The organism is Halolactibacillus miurensis, assembly GCF_900116255.1.
Lineage (GTDB): Bacteria > Bacillota > Bacilli > Bacillales > Amphibacillaceae > Halolactibacillus > Halolactibacillus miurensis.
Genome location: NZ_FPAI01000023.1, coordinates 31,227 through 46,090, shown reverse-complemented (window position 1 = coordinate 46,090; position 14,864 = coordinate 31,227). Strand labels below are relative to the sequence as shown.

The window sequence follows — 14,864 nt, the reverse complement described above, 5'->3', positions numbered from 1 at the left end:
CATTTAGGCAGAAAAAAGGTGCTAGTGAGTTATTTTAGTGAGCAATCTCTGTCTCACTTAAAATCCCTTTACCAACACCAAATATTATACAACCATGATTTTTAGCAAAAAACTAGTCCGTTTTATACATTTTCAAAAGCAATAAAAAAGCCTTGAAACATCGTTTTATCAACGTTTCTAAGGCTTTTTTTATACTTAATTCGTTTAGAATAAAATTAACGTGAGTACCATTCTACGATAAGTGCTTCGTTAATTTCAGCTGGTAATTCAGAACGTTCTGGTAGACGTGAATAAGTACCTTCTAGCTTATCAGCATCGAAAGTTACGTACTCAGGTACAAAAGCGTTAGCTTCAAGTGCATCCGCAATGATTGTAAGCTTTTGTGATTTTTCACGAACTGCGATAACTTGACCTGGTGTTACGCTGTATGAAGGAATGTCAACACGACTTCCATCAACAGTGATATGACCATGGTTTACTAATTGACGTGCTTGACGACGCGTACGAGCAAGACCTAAGCGGTAAACAAGGTTATCTAAACGTGATTCAAGAAGAATCATGAAGTTTTCACCGTGTACCCCTTGCATTTTTGCTGACTTTTCAAATAAAGTCGCGAATTGACGCTCGTTTACACCATACATGAAACGAAGCTTTTGCTTCTCTTGTAATTGTAAACCGTATTCAGATAATTTTTTACGTTGGTTTGGACCATGTTGTCCAGGTGCGTAAGGGCGTTTATCTAACTCCTTACCAGTACCAGTTAATGAAATGCCGAGACGACGAGACTTTTTCCATACAGGACCTGTATAGCGAGCCATAGTGCATTCTCTCCTTTATAATTAGATTTTGCATAAAACAAGATAATGTGTTCCGAAATCGTCTGCCATTTTATTTTCATGTACCATCGCTCCAGCAGCAGAGAGTTACACGATACACCTTGCTCTTCATCGACCAAGGAATAAAATGGACAACCGGTGGTTCACAAAGGCTACCTTTTTTTACACAAAGTCTATTATATGACGAAAGACGTCATCTGTCAATTGAAATCTAAGAAAATGATGCTTCTAAATGTATTTTTCTAGCGTTTGAACGAAGATTTCTAAATAACGTTGATCAATCTCATCAAATCGGTCAAGTGATGGGCTATCAATATCAAGTACACCAATCACTTGATCATCTTTCATCACCGGTACAACAATTTCAGATTTACTATTAGCATCGCAGGCGATGTGGCCTGGGAAGGCGTGGACATCCTCAATGCGTTGGGTCGATTTTAGAGAGACAGCTGTTCCGCAGACGCCGCTCCCTACTTTAATTCTGACACATGCAGGTAACCCTTGAAATGGACCAAGGACAAGTTCGTCTTCTTTCATTAAATAATAACCTACCCAATTGACGTCATCGAGGAATTGATTAAGTAACGCGCTACAATTTGAAAGATTAGCAATGAGATCTGGTTCATCTTCGATGAGTGCTTCTAACTGCTTAATTAATAATTGATAATTTTTTTCTTTTGATGCATGGTATGCTGTCGGTTCAAACATGATAAGCCCCCTTATTTAATCTTTTGTTATTGTGTGATTATATCGTGCTTAACTTGATTTCGCAACGAATTTGTCGATTCATGAAAAACCATCGTGAAAACTGAAATAATTTGATTTTTTTTAGCCAAATATAGGTTGTTCATGGTATGATAAGAATAACCATTGAAAAGGACATTTTAACAATCACACGATGTGTGATGTCATACATAATAGAAAGAAAAAACAACATGCTTGGATTGAAGGAGGATTTATATGGGGGACTTTACTTCCTACATAATTGGAGCGGTTTTAATCGCCATAACTATTATTATTATTGGCCTTATTTTAAGAAAACGTATTTATGATCGTGTCGATCAATTAGAATCATGGAAAATGGATGTGATGCACCGGCAAGTCAGTGCTGAATTGCAACGGGTGAAGGCATTGAATTTATCAGGTGAAACCCAAGATAAATTTGAACATTGGAAAGAGACGTGGGATCATATTTTAACCCGAGAATTACCTGACATTGAAGAGTACTTATTCGATGCCGAAGAAGCAGCTGATCGTTTCCGTATTAAGTATGCCAACAAGAATCTGGCGACGGTGGAATCGATTTTAACGAAAAATGAAGAGACGATTAAAACCATCCTGAAAGAATTAGAAGATTTATTAGATTCAGAGAAGCAAAGTCGTCAAGCGATTGAGACAGTCACGCCTATTCTGAAAGAATGGCGTCACGTCTTATTAGAAAATCAACATTTATATGGCTCAGCTGAAATACGATTTGAAAAAGCACTAGACGAAGAACAGCAAGCGATTGAAGAATTTTATGCGATGTGTGATGACGGTAATTATTTTGAAGCGCGTCAACATGTTGAAAAGATTAAAGTATCACTAGAGACCATTGGTCTTCGTATCGATGAGTTTCCACTGCTGTATAAAAAGATGACCCGTGATTTACCTGAACAAATTCAGGAATTGAAAAATGGTATTAAAGAGATGAAGCGAGAGGGCTATCGCATCAATGACGATGTGTTATTAACTGAACTGAGAGATATGGAGAAACAGTTAAAAACGTATATCAGTCAGATTGAACAAAAGGATGAACCAGCGGTTTATGATTGGTTACAAGCAGCAGAAGACCGGATTCAAGAGATTTATGTCATGCTTGAGAAGGAAGCAAAAGCTAAGCATTACTTAGAAAATCATATGGATCAGTTTACAGAAGACGTACAAGCAGCAAGTGAAGATTTCGTTCTAACCGACGAAGAAGTGAAAACATTGCAGCAAACGTATTTACTGGAAGGGTCTGATTTAGAACTATATGAAAATCTAGAAAAATGGATGCACCAACTTGAGAAAGATCATAACCAACTACTCAATAGCTTAGCTTCTGTTAATCAGACGTATTTAAGTTTAAAAGAACAATTAGAATTAAACCAAGGTGATTTGAAGAAGTTTAAGGAATCACATGTCGAGTTTAGAGATCAAGTCCGCTCTATCCGCAGTGATGAGCTCGAAGCAAAACAAGTAGTAGAAACAAAAAAGCGAGCGTTGTTTGATCTAGAAAAGCGTTTAGAGAAAAGTAATCTGCCTGGTATTCCTGATTATATTAAAAAGCAGTGTACAGATAATCATGTGCTTATCGAGACAATCCAAGGTTTACTGCATGAACAGCCGCTCAACATGGGGCAAGTGACTACAAAAATTAAAGAATTACACTCCAATGTCGATATATTAAATGAGAAGGTTCAACTTATGATTGAACAAGCTTACTTAACAGAGAGAGTAATTCAGTATGCGAATCGTTACCGAAGTCAATATCCGATGCTTCAAGCTAAGTTACTTGAAGCAGAGCAACTTTTCTATCAAGAACATTATGAAGAGGCGTTAGAATTATCGGCTCAAGCGCTTGAAGAAGTTGCACCAGGTGCGGTTCAACGATTAGAAGAACGCATAGAGTTACCTTACTGATTTAGCAGGAGGGACTTGGGATGAAAGTTTTTTCAATCATCAGTATGGTGATTTTTACTTTAACCATTTGGGGAGCGTTTGGTGTGATTTACGTAACTCAGCAAACACCAACATATAACTTTCGCGAGGTTGAAGCGCTTGTTGTACCAGAGTATACTGAATACGCCGCTTCAATGAAACGGTTTGAGATGATAGAACAAGCCGTTACCGATGAATCAACAAATGATGTAACGAATGAAGAGACAACGAATGAGACAGCTGATAATATTTATCAGCAGGCAAGTAGTCCAACCAATGACATCCTTTATTCTTTTGAAAAGGATCAGCCAGTGTCCGTTGATCAACTTCTAATTGCGCTAGGAATAAGTGAATAGCATACGTATATGCCTCAAACAATTACCAACGTTTGAGGCTGTTTTAATGAGAGAGTGAATGCGTAGAATGCGTTAAGCGCTTATTAAGACAGGAGTATGACTTGAATTTAACCAGGGAATATGGTTGAATGTCTAATGGTATGAATATAAAAAGAACTATATAGTGTATAACGACGCTAGAGAAAATACTGGTGTGGTTTATAAGTCTCTAAGGAAGAAAGGAGAGGCTACTCGATAGGTGTTTCGTGAAGCGTCTATCCATATTTTGAGTAGTAACCACTGATGATTTATTTTGATAATAGTGCTACGACCAAACCGCATGAAGAGGTTATTGAAAGTTATCAAACCGTGTCTGAAAATTATTACGGCAATCCATCAAGTCAACATCAACTTGGCTACGATGCCGATAAATTGTTGCGTAAAGCATATGAACAAGCAGCGAATATGCTCGGTGTCAGTAATCAAGAAATTATTTTCACATCAGGTGGAACAGAATCAAATAATTTAGCTATTAAGGGCATTGCCCTTCGTTACCAAAAACATGGCAAACATTTAGTCACAACAACGATTGAACACCCATCCGTCCTTGAGGCATTTAAAGCGCTTGAGACGCTTGGTTTTGAAGTAACTTATGTACCAGTCGATGCATCAGGTATTGTGAAATTAGAAGCGATCAAACGAGCGGTACGTGAAGATACAATTCTTGTATCGGTGATGCATATTAATAATGAACTCGGGACAATTCAACCGGTTCAAGCCATTGGTGAGTTTCTAGCACCGAAAAAATATACTTTCTTTCATGTCGATCACGTCCAAGGGTACGGGAAAGTTGAATTAGATATTACACGCGCCCGTATCGATATGTTGTCACTATCAGGTCATAAAATACACGGACTTAAAGGAACAGGGTTATTATATTTGAAAGAAAATGTTCAATTATTTCCCCTTTTTCATGGTGGTGGTCAACAAGGGAATTTGCGCTCAGGTACAGAGAATATTGCCGGTATTGTGTCATTAGTCAAAGCGATGCGGATGGTGAGTGAACAACAAATGCATCATCCAAACCATCTACATGAATTAAAAGCACATCTTATTTCTCGTTTATCTTCACTTAAACAAGTGGTTATTAATACACCGGAAGATGCTGCGCCGCATATTATTAACTTTTCTGTACCAGGCTATAAACCAGAAGTCATTGTACACGCTTTAGAAGAACGTCGGATTTTCGTCTCAACAAAGTCCGCTTGTGCATCTAAAAGTCCGGACGAGAGTGCTGTTTTAAAAGCGATTAACTTACCAGCTAATCGTACAAAGTCAGCTTTAAGAATTAGCTTTTCTTATCAGAATTCGGAAGGAGAAATCGAACTCTTTTACCGAGCGCTACAAAAAATACTAAGAGATCTTAGTCAAGTTATGGGGTAGAAACTATGCAATATGATCATATATTAATTCGCTACGGCGAGTTATCACTTAAAGGAAAAAATCGTAAAGTCTTTTATAATCGTCTACATGAAAATATTCGTCATCATTTAAAAGCTTATCCAGAAATCAAAATTAAAACAACAAGAGATCGTTTAAGTATCTATTTAAATGGGATAGATCCGGCACCACTCATTCCGATTTTACAACGGATCTTTGGGATTCAAACGATGAGTTTAGCGATTAAAGTGGATAACGAAGAAGAAGCGATTAAGGAAGCAGCACTGTTTGCTTTAACTGAAGCAGCCGATGTTAAAACATTTAAAGTCACAACGAAACGAGCAGACAAGACGTTCCCAATTGATTCGCAGCAAATGAATCAATTGTTGGGTGGGCATCTATTAAGAAATACGGATGGGATTACGGTCGACGTCCATCAACCGGATGTGGAAATACACGTTGATATTAGACCAGAGGCCACTTACGTGACATCAGAAAAGATTCCTGGACGTAAAGGATTGCCAGTGGGTACAGCCGGAAAAACATTGTTGCTACTGTCCGGTGGTTTTGATAGTCCGGTCGCTGGTTACTTAATGATGCAGCGCGGGGTAAGACTTGAAATGGTGCACTTTTTCTCGCCGCCTTATACGAGTGAAGGGGCGAAACAAAAAGTATTAGACTTAACGAAAGAATTAACAACTTATGGTGGGGAGATTAACGTTCATATCGTTCCCTTTACAGCCTTACAACAAAAATTACACCGTGAGATTCCACACGGTTATTCGATGACGGTGATGCGCCGCATGATGTTAAAGATTGCTGAACAAATCGCCGCGAAAAATGAAATTCTTTCTATCACGACAGGTGAAAGTTTAGGACAAGTTGCCAGTCAAACGATGGAAAGCATGCATGCGATTAATGCAATCACCAATTATCCGATTATGCGACCACTCGTTGCGATGGATAAAAGTGAGATCATGTCAATTGCTGAAGAGATTGGCACGTATCCGATTTCTATTCGTCCGTTTGATGACTGTTGTACCGTTTTTGTACCAAATGCACCAAAAACAAAACCGAAAAAAGATAAAGTCGAATACTTTGAAGGCTTACTTGATTTAACGGCAGATATTGAAGCATGTATCAATGATACTGAAGTCGTCACGATTAAACCGTTTGATAACGAAGAACCTGAAGTCGATGATTTATTTTAACATAAAGAATGTTGATAAACATGTTTAAAAAAATTAAAAGTTGGCAATAACTACTATTGTTTTTTCTGTATCGTTTCCCTCGGTCTGACACATATTAACGGTGTAGTAAAGAGGAGGTGAAACGACATGACAGGGAATTCAAATCGAAGCTCAAATCGTCTTGTTGTACCTGGTGTAAATCAAGCCCTTGATCAAATGAAATATGAAATTGCACAAGAGTTTGGTGTCAACCTTGGTCCAGATACAACAGCACGTCAAAACGGTTCTGTTGGTGGCGAAATTACTAAACGTTTAGTAAAAATGGCTGAACAACAAATGAGTAATCAAGCACCAGGTCAATCACAATCTAAATAAGCATTTAAAAAAGAGTAGCGCTAATAAAGCGCTACTCTTTTCTTTTCGCGTAGATTCTGCTATCGTTTAAGTAAAAATCAGACGGAGTGATTACACGTGCGAATACTGATGATAAACGGGACGTTTTATACGATGGTCGATTTTGAGGACACTGTCGAAGCCATTGTAATTGAATCGGGTAACATTTTATATGCAGGTAATAGACAAGAAGCGGAAAGTTACATAGAATCTACCGACAAAATTATTGATTTACAAGGGGCAACAGTATTTCCGGGTTTCGTTGATAACCATGTACATTTGGTCTGGTTAGGTGAAAAGCTCGATCGTCTTGACTTATCGGGGATTCAGTCACGCCAAGCTGTGCTTGAAGCAATCGAAAAGAAGGTTAAAACGCTGCAACCAGGGGAGTGGCTAATTGCTGAAGGGTTTAATGATAATCAGTGGGACGATACGCGCATCATTGACCGGTTAGAACTTGATGCGATTTCAACGAAACACCCGATCGTACTTACCCGGGTTTGTCGCCATGCCCTTGTCGCCAATCAGTTAGCCATCACCCTCGCAGGCATCACGCGTGAGACACCAACACCGATTGGTGGCTACATTGGAAAAGATGATAGTGGACGATTAACCGGTTATTTTAAAGATACGGCTCAAGAGCTCATTAAACGAAGTGAGCCCGAGAAAGATGTCGCTTATTTAAAGCGCATGATCGGTTTAAGTATTGATCATCTCGTCTCCAAAGGATTAGTTGGCGGTGATACCGAAGACCTTAGCTATTTTGGTCCAGAGAGTTATAAGAAAGTCACCGCAGCATTTAAAGCTCACATACAGGAAAATCGAACACCGTTTAAAACACATGCCCTTGTGCATCACGATGTCTTAACCGATTATTTATCAGATCCTTCAAAAAGCCAAGCTCTATCTTATTATACGTTTGGGGCGATGAAAATATTTGTAGACGGGGCGTTTGGTGGTCGTACGGCGTGGTTAAACGCACCCTATAGTGATGATGACACAACTTCGGGCTTGTATATCCATGAAGAAGCAGAATTAGAAGCGTTAATCAAGACGGCTCGAAAGCATCACTTAGCTCTTGCCGCGCATACCATTGGTGACAGGGCTATCGAAACGCTTGTAAAGTTATTAAAACAATACCCATCCACCAGTTCGTTACCGGACCGGGTGATTCACGCCTCACTTGTGAGTGATAAAGCAATAGGGCTTATGCAAGACGTCCCGATTGTGTTAGATGTTCAGCCGCTATTTGTAAGTTCAGATTTCCCGTGGATCATCGACCGCGTGGGAGAAAAACGCGCCCGACAGTTATACCGATTTAATACCTTAACACAATCCGGTATTCCTATATTAGGGAGTTCTGATGGACCGATTGAAGATGTGTCACCGCTCAAAGGCATTGCCGCGTTTGTGAATCGACGGCCGATCTATGACGAGAAAAGTTATACGAAAGAAGAGGCGCTCACCGTCTATCAAGCGATTGAGAGTTATACAAAGAAAAGTGCCATCGCAACGCATACAGAGGCGACAAGAGGACAAATAAAAACAGGTTATGCTGCAGATTTTACCATCCTAGCAGCTAACCCGTTTCATGTAAATACTGATGACCTTGCTGATATTGCGGTTGACATGACTATTATTGATGGGAATATTGTCTACCGTCATCCCGCCTTATAAAAATAAATGTTTTAATCGATGGATATAGGCATCATTTGTTTGAAACAATAACGTGACGTTACGATTCGATAATTCGACATGGATATGCTTTGTCGTATTGACTGGATAGGCTTCATTATCAATCCCGATAATAGGAAAATCGTTCCCGTCTTGAATCACTTCAAGCGTCACTTTCCTGTTTCTTGACAAACAAAGCGGGGCTTGAAATGTTTTATGTTCATTCGTATTGATTGGCGCGATTTTTGTCATCTGAAGCAAATCTAAATCTGGATCAATAACAGCCCCGCCAACAGAATGGTTATACCCGGTACTTCCTGTTGGTGTGGAAATAATAATACCATCACCAACAAAATGTTCAAAAGGTGTTTGATCAATCGACACATTAATGGCAATGGCTTTAATGATACTTGAACGCACGCTCACTTCGTTGATCGCATACAAGTCTTTACTATCATCAATCTGAACTTTAAGTAATTCATGCTCCGTCAACGTTGGGTGATCCGTAATGGTTTGAACGACTTCTTCTAACTGATGAATCCCATATGTTGTATAAAAGTTCGTTTCTTCTGTTTGAGAGATCCCAACGAAGACGACGTCTTCTCGAAACTTACATGTGCGTAAGGTGTGAAGGAAATGACCATCATCGCCTATGGAAAAAATATAGTCAGCTTCTTTCATCTTATCTGTGAGCGTCACATCATAACGCTCAATGATGGGGGCTAGCTTTTGAAGAACACCCTCTTCTTGACAACGGTGACTAAAATAAAGGTAAATAGTTAACATCATTATCTCATCCTCTACTTAAACAAGTTAGTAGAGTATATCCTTAAATGTGAAAAGTTAAACATACAAATAGTATAAGAATAAACAGAACCATCGCGTAAGTGTAAAAATAGTTCTCGGGGGGGTCCTGATTTAGTAGACAAAAATAGAGAGTGCCGTAATAACAATGTATACTACTAAATACACATTTGAAAAGGGGCGTGCTCTCATGAGACAATTGATATTAGATATTATTGAAATGTTAAGGGAAACGACGATTCAATTCAGGACGTGTGAAAATTCTACAAGAGCGATATATTTAAGTCTTTTAAGGACCTCATATGTAAAAGAAGCCATATGCCGACCTATTGGAACAATGGACGCTTCAAGGATTATTGGATGAACTTGATACGATTGAAGTATTTAAAGCGCTTGAACACAACCGAATACTTGGTAAGATGACAACAAAACAGAAAGAGATATACAAAGCTATGGATATCACTTTCCCCTTGTTATAAATTATCGGGGTTCCAGTTTTTTAATACCTATACTACGAGCAATAATTGTCATAGGATTAACCACCTGAAATTCTTTAATGTCTGGAGCGGAGTAGGATCGAATATGTTTGAAAAATATATAAATCTTCACTTTAACGCATAAAACAAACCTATTTTCTACATTTCCCAGATAAAGAATATAATATTCTAGTAATCTACACTACCTGAAAAGTCGAATTCTGCACATTTAATCGTTTGTTAGATACGAAAAAGAAGTCCCGCACGATAGCTCGCACAAGACTTCCACACAATAAAAATTGTTTGTATTAACGATGAACATTCGATGCTAGCCCACAGATCAACATTCATAAAAACTCCAACAAATTGAACACACGGTCGATAAAATGCTGCAAAAGGCGGGAGTTGTCAAGGAGCAAAGACTGGTCTTTGCTGATATTAAACTAATATGTAAAATACGCTTCTATTTGGACCACATTTTAATCAACTGTTGAATTCTCTCCAAGCCTTGTTGCGCTTTAACCGATTGAGCATATTCTTCATTCTTAATTACTATTTCTTGCCACTTCTCACCATTTTCTAAGGCATTATCTTCATAAACCTCGCTTCTAATATTCTCAAGATCTTTAATAATTGCTGAAATAATTTCACTTCCTTCATATGCTTCGTCTTTCAATGAGATCAAATACAGGTCTTCTCCATCATTAGCCTTAAAAGATTCGTGTTTATAATATTTAACTAGGCTGTTAAAAAATATTTCACTATCTTGAATAATTTCTTGTAGATAATTCCCTGCTTGATCATCTACACCATGCAACACACCGTAATATTGATGTAATTCTCGGTATGTAAAGAAGAATTTTTGAAGCTCTCTTTCAACAATACTTGAGCCGTTATGGTATATATTTAACTGCTTTTTTTGAGTAATGACATTAAAAGTTTCTTCTAAAGAATATGTATTATATTCACTCATTGTATTAGAAATAGCAACATCAAATAGAGCAGTTTCTACTTTTTTTAACTCACTACTCTGTTTTAAAAAAATGCTATAGTTAATACAAGTAAACAAAAGAGTATTATAGAAATATTTCGGTGTTTTTTCACAATAAAATTACTCCTTTATATAATCTATTAGACATAGTACAATCATTTTCCTTATGGGAATAATCATAGTATATGTTCAGCTGTTCTTTTTTTCACCATATCACAATGTGAATGCGTTTACAATATCTTGTGGGGTTTTTCATTTGCTTTTTATTCCATTATGCTTTGGTTTTTCGGCTACAATAAGTTGAGGCTTTTTAATGCGTTTGGCATGGATAGTAACTTGGTGGTGAAAGTCCACTACAGGATTGAAGATAGGAACTTTTAGCGAATGGCAAAGGTTTCTTCCGTGAGAAAGGATCTGAAGGAAGCCGGATGCAAACACTTGCACTGACGAACGGAAAATTCATATATATCAAACGTCCGTAGTGATATGAAACGGAAAGTTAAGAAGTCAGCAGACGTTATAGAAGCAACGTAAGTTAAAAAAATTGAAAAACAAGAAGGAAGGTGTATCTCCCACATCGAAGAAAACGCTGTGGTAAAGACCAAAAGGCGATTCACCTCTGAAGGGGTAACCTGGAAGTAAGGAATACGTGGGGTATGCGTTGGTGATACAATAAGGAGGCAGCAGAACAAAGTGGTATCAGTCTCATTCAACGAATAGTGACTATTGAAATAGCGTTATCTTATGTAATATTGATAAGAAAAACTCAGGCTATAAAAGACACTTGAACACTTTGTAATTAGCACCTGAACAAATCCCTGATATAATTGATGCTGTACTAACTTCAGGAATTGAAGCATCGTATGTTTTGATAAATTCTTGATTTACAACGCTGCTACTTGTTAATAATATTTAAGAACAAGGGTTTGATGTCTTATCTAGTTATATCAAGGCCTATCTGCCGATTTTGTAGTGCGAGAGTAGCGTTATTTAATAATCTTATCGAAAACAACTTGACGCAGACATTTTTCGCAAATCATTCGTCAGTAAGTGAAAGATATGATATACTGTGAAACTTGAGAAAGGACGTGTTTTCATGGAAACATTTGAAACATTATTTAATCGATTAGACGATTCAATCAATAAGCTAAAAGACCAAGAGGGGTTAACGTATTTAGATGCACTCGTTCATACGCTGAATTTATCCTTACTTGAAGAAGAAGAAAAGAATGACTTCACAGGTGAGAACCTGGATTTTATTGAGCAGTTGCAACAAATAGGCTTTAAGGAAGCTGATAAAGAAACGATCAGAAAAGTGATTCAATTTGCGGTATTAAAAAGTTTTAAAGGGGCAACGTATGATAAGTACATGGTCACACCTGATATGGTCGGCTTTTATGTCAGTTATTTAGTTGAAAAGCTCATGACTTCAAAAGAAACCATTCGCCTGTTTGATCCGGTCGTTGGAACAGCAAATATGTTAACAGCGGTGATGAATCAATTATCTAAACCGGTCCAGGCATATGGTGCCGAAGTAGACGAGACGATGTTAGATCTGAGTTTACTAAGTGCAGACTTGCAACAACACCGGATTGAGTTCTTCCACCAAGACAGCATTCAACCATTATTATTAGACCCGGTTGATGTGGTGATTGCCGACTTACCGATTGGGTATTATCCTGATGATGAAAGAGCGAAAGACTTCAAAGTTCAAGCAAAAGAAGGTCACACATATGCGCATCACTTATTAATTGAACAAAGCTTAACGTATCTTAAACCGGAAGGTTTTATGATTGCCGTTGTGCCCAATCATCTGTTTAACAGTGAACAAGCACCGAACCTACACAAGATGATTCAAGAGCGCGCGCATGTGGTTGGTTTACTTGAATTACCTGAAGAAAGTTTCAAAGCAAAAGACCAACAGAAAAGTTTATTTATCTTGCAGAAAAAAGCTGAAGAAACAAAGGCGCCAAAAGAAGCGTTGATGGTGAAATTACCGAGCTTTAAAGACCTACAAAAGACCGAAAATATTATTATGAAAATGAATGCGTGGTTTGATCATTATCAAAAATAAGCATTGAATAGTCTGAATACTTTTATGAAACGCTTACAAAAGACTTTGTTGTTGCAATTTATGTCGATTGTTCGTTAAAATAGTGATGGTATGTAAACAGACTAAAAAGGGAATCGAAAGGATTGAATTATCTTGACTAAAGTATTAGCAATCAACGCGGGCAGTTCATCACTCAAGTTTCAATTGATTGAAATGCCAGAAGAAACAGAAATCGCCAAAGGTTTAGTAGAGCGTATTGGTCTTGACCAAGCTGTATTCAAATTAGAATATGGTGACAATGAAGATAAACTAACAACGGAAATTCCTAACCACGGAAAAGCGGTTGAAATTTTACTTGAGCGTCTTCAAGCGTCAGGTGTCATTAAATCACTTGATGAAATTGAAGGCATCGGTCACCGTGTCGTACACGGAGGCGAACGTTTTAGTGATTCAGTATTAGTTGATGATGAGGTTATCGCTGAAATTGAAAAAGTTTCAGAACTTGCGCCACTTCACAATCCAGCTAACTTAACAGGAATTCGTGCATTTAAAGAATTATTACCAAATGTACCGGCGGTTGCTGTATTTGATACAGCTTTCCACCAATCAATGCCACCTGAATCATACTTATACAGTTTACCATATGAGTACTATGAGCAATTTGGTATCCGTAAATATGGTTTCCACGGCACAAGCCATAAGTATGTATCAGAACGTGCGGCTGAACTATTAGGTGAGCCATTAGACAAGCTACGTCTTATTGCCTGCCACATCGGTAACGGTGCGAGTGTTGCTGCGATTCAAAATGGTCAATCCATTGATACAACAATGGGCTTTACACCACTTGAGGGTGTCACAATGGGGACGCGTTCAGGAAGTTTAGACCCAGCCTTAGTGCCATACATCATGGACAAAACAGGTAAAGATGTTAACGAAGTACTTCACGTCTTGAATAAAGAAAGTGGTATGCTTGCTTTATCTGGTTTCTCAAGTGACTTACGTGACATCGAAGACCGCGCCGCTGAAGGCGATGAGCGTGCTGAATTAGCGCTTAAGATCTTTGCTGGTCGTATCCACCAATACATCGGTTCATATGCATCAAAAATGCACGGTGTTGATGCGATTATCTTTACGGCTGGTATCGGTGAAAACAGTAAAGCTGTTCGTGAACGTGTCTTAGAAGGACTAGAATTCATGGGCGTTTACTGGGATCCTGCGCGTAATGATGTGCGTGGTAAAGAAACATTTGTTAACTACCCACACTCACCAGTAAAAGTTATTATCATTCCTACGAATGAAGAAGTGATGATTGCACGCGACGTTCAACGTCTAGCTTTTTAAGATAATATTAAATCAATCATAATATAACAAAAGAGGCGCAACTCATATGAGTTGTGCCTCTTTATTTACATGCCATGGTCATCACTTTACTAACGCATTATTCTTCTTCATCAACCTCGTCATCCGTTCTAACAACAAGAACGTCACATGGTGCGTAACGGACGATATTTTCAGAAACACTACCAATAAGGAAACGTTCAACCGCATTTAAACCTGTTGCCCCACACATGATGAGGTCGGCATTAAATGATTTAGCGACATATTTTGGAATGCGCACTTTAGGAGAACCGTAATCAATATGGGTTTCTACTTTTCTGACACCGGCTTTTTCTGCTTGTTGTTTATAATCATTTAATAATTTTGATGCATAGGATTCGGAACGATTAATCATCGATTGGTCATACGTTTCAGCTGTTGAGATGGTTTTCGTATCGACAACATGGGCAATAATTAAATCACCATCATTACGCTTTGCTACTTGAACAGCTTTTTTAAATGCTTTTAAAGACGCTTGCGATCCATCAACAGCAATCACAATTCGTTTATATTCTTCTGCTGGCATATCTATCACTCCTATACTTTAATATACTCACCTATTCCACCAATTGATTACCTTTAAACATCTTAACTGGTATATTTTTAAATCTCC

Annotated in this window: 14 protein-coding genes; 9 read left to right on the top strand and 5 right to left on the bottom strand. The window is 38.1% G+C overall.

Translation table 11 applies throughout. The features are described 5' to 3' along the window. Positions 1 to 215: 215 nt before the first annotated feature. Positions 216 to 818: a 30S ribosomal protein S4 gene (gene rpsD, locus BM390_RS12180; RefSeq protein ID WP_062321015.1), complete on the bottom strand. Its 603-nt coding sequence runs from the start codon at positions 816 to 818 to the stop codon at positions 216 to 218. Positions 819 to 1,064: 246 nt separating this feature from the next. Continuing rightward, entirely contained in the window at positions 1,065 to 1,544 is a 480-nt protein-coding gene (gene msrC, locus BM390_RS12175) for a free L-methionine (R)-S-oxide reductase MsrC (RefSeq protein WP_089855115.1), read from the bottom strand. Positions 1,545 to 1,796: 252 nt separating this feature from the next. On the opposite strand from msrC, the gene BM390_RS12170 reads away from it, so the two are divergent. The 6 genes from BM390_RS12170 (at position 1,797) to BM390_RS12145 (ending at position 8,553) form a co-directional block, all read left to right on the top strand. Continuing rightward, the gene (locus BM390_RS12170) at positions 1,797 to 3,500 is read left to right on the top strand and encodes a septation ring formation regulator EzrA (protein ID WP_089855112.1); all 1,704 of its coding nucleotides are present in this window, start codon (positions 1,797 to 1,799) and stop codon (positions 3,498 to 3,500) included. Positions 3,501 to 3,520: 20 nt separating this feature from the next. Continuing rightward, complete coding sequence (locus BM390_RS12165) at positions 3,521 to 3,874, top strand: hypothetical protein (protein ID WP_062321012.1); 354 nt, start codon at positions 3,521 to 3,523, stop codon at positions 3,872 to 3,874. Between the two features lie 282 nt (positions 3,875 to 4,156). Then, on the top strand, positions 4,157 to 5,296 hold the full coding sequence (locus tag BM390_RS12160) for a cysteine desulfurase family protein (protein ID WP_062321010.1): 1,140 nt from the start codon (positions 4,157 to 4,159) through the stop codon (positions 5,294 to 5,296). A 5-nt stretch (positions 5,297 to 5,301) separates the two neighbouring features. Continuing rightward, a complete protein-coding gene (thiI, locus tag BM390_RS12155; RefSeq protein ID WP_089855109.1) occupies positions 5,302 to 6,504 on the top strand; it encodes a tRNA uracil 4-sulfurtransferase ThiI in 1,203 nt (400 codons plus the stop codon). 126 nt (positions 6,505 to 6,630) lie between these two features. Next, positions 6,631 to 6,858: an alpha/beta-type small acid-soluble spore protein gene (locus tag BM390_RS12150; protein ID WP_062321009.1), complete on the top strand. Its 228-nt coding sequence runs from the start codon at positions 6,631 to 6,633 to the stop codon at positions 6,856 to 6,858. Between the two features lie 96 nt (positions 6,859 to 6,954). Further along, on the top strand, positions 6,955 to 8,553 hold the full coding sequence (locus BM390_RS12145) for an amidohydrolase (protein WP_082394452.1): 1,599 nt from the start codon (positions 6,955 to 6,957) through the stop codon (positions 8,551 to 8,553). On the opposite strand, the gene BM390_RS12140 is transcribed toward BM390_RS12145, so the two are convergent. Continuing rightward, complete coding sequence (locus tag BM390_RS12140) at positions 8,548 to 9,336, bottom strand: NAD kinase (protein ID WP_062321007.1); 789 nt, start codon at positions 9,334 to 9,336, stop codon at positions 8,548 to 8,550. The genes BM390_RS12145 and BM390_RS12140 overlap by 6 nt on opposite strands. A gap of 347 nt (positions 9,337 to 9,683) precedes the next feature. Between BM390_RS12140 and BM390_RS12135 the strand changes: the two genes are divergently transcribed. Then, a complete protein-coding gene (locus BM390_RS12135; RefSeq protein ID WP_177220724.1) occupies positions 9,684 to 9,833 on the top strand; it encodes a hypothetical protein in 150 nt (49 codons plus the stop codon). A gap of 460 nt (positions 9,834 to 10,293) precedes the next feature. Here BM390_RS12135 and BM390_RS12130 read toward each other — a convergent pair whose 3' ends face one another. After that, on the bottom strand, positions 10,294 to 10,899 hold the full coding sequence (locus BM390_RS12130; protein WP_143103181.1) for a hypothetical protein: 606 nt from the start codon (positions 10,897 to 10,899) through the stop codon (positions 10,294 to 10,296). A gap of 1,018 nt (positions 10,900 to 11,917) precedes the next feature. Here BM390_RS12130 and BM390_RS12125 point away from each other — a divergent pair. Then, positions 11,918 to 12,895 carry a class I SAM-dependent methyltransferase gene (locus BM390_RS12125; protein ID WP_062321000.1) on the top strand — a complete coding sequence of 326 codons (978 nt, stop codon included), beginning with the start codon at positions 11,918 to 11,920 and terminating at the stop codon, positions 12,893 to 12,895. A gap of 132 nt (positions 12,896 to 13,027) precedes the next feature. Further along, positions 13,028 to 14,215 (top strand): acetate kinase, encoded by a 1,188-nt coding sequence (locus tag BM390_RS12120; RefSeq protein ID WP_062320998.1) that lies wholly within the window; start codon positions 13,028 to 13,030, stop codon positions 14,213 to 14,215. Positions 14,216 to 14,312: 97 nt separating this feature from the next. Here BM390_RS12120 and BM390_RS12115 read toward each other — a convergent pair whose 3' ends face one another. Continuing rightward, positions 14,313 to 14,777, bottom strand: a complete 465-nt coding sequence (locus tag BM390_RS12115) for a universal stress protein (protein ID WP_062320996.1) — start codon at positions 14,775 to 14,777, stop codon at positions 14,313 to 14,315. Between the last annotated feature and the right edge of the window lie 87 nt (positions 14,778 to 14,864).

Bases quoted from the DNA above. Each gene is read 5' to 3' on its own strand.
- rpsD (WP_062321015.1), bottom strand. From the start codon at position 818: ATGGCTCGCTATACAGGTCCTGTATGGAAAAAGTCTCGTCGTCTCGGC.
- msrC (WP_089855115.1), bottom strand. From the start codon at position 1,544: ATGTTTGAACCGACAGCATACCATGCATCAAAAGAAAAAAATTATCAA.
- BM390_RS12170 (WP_089855112.1), top strand. From the start codon at position 1,797: ATGGGGGACTTTACTTCCTACATAATTGGAGCGGTTTTAATCGCCATA.
- BM390_RS12165 (WP_062321012.1), top strand. From the start codon at position 3,521: ATGAAAGTTTTTTCAATCATCAGTATGGTGATTTTTACTTTAACCATT.
- BM390_RS12160 (WP_062321010.1), top strand. From the start codon at position 4,157: ATGATTTATTTTGATAATAGTGCTACGACCAAACCGCATGAAGAGGTT.
- thiI (WP_089855109.1), top strand. From the start codon at position 5,302: ATGCAATATGATCATATATTAATTCGCTACGGCGAGTTATCACTTAAA.
- BM390_RS12150 (WP_062321009.1), top strand. From the start codon at position 6,631: ATGACAGGGAATTCAAATCGAAGCTCAAATCGTCTTGTTGTACCTGGT.
- BM390_RS12140 (WP_062321007.1), bottom strand. From the start codon at position 9,336: ATGTTAACTATTTACCTTTATTTTAGTCACCGTTGTCAAGAAGAGGGT.
- BM390_RS12125 (WP_062321000.1), top strand. From the start codon at position 11,918: ATGGAAACATTTGAAACATTATTTAATCGATTAGACGATTCAATCAAT.
- BM390_RS12115 (WP_062320996.1), bottom strand. From the start codon at position 14,777: ATGCCAGCAGAAGAATATAAACGAATTGTGATTGCTGTTGATGGATCG.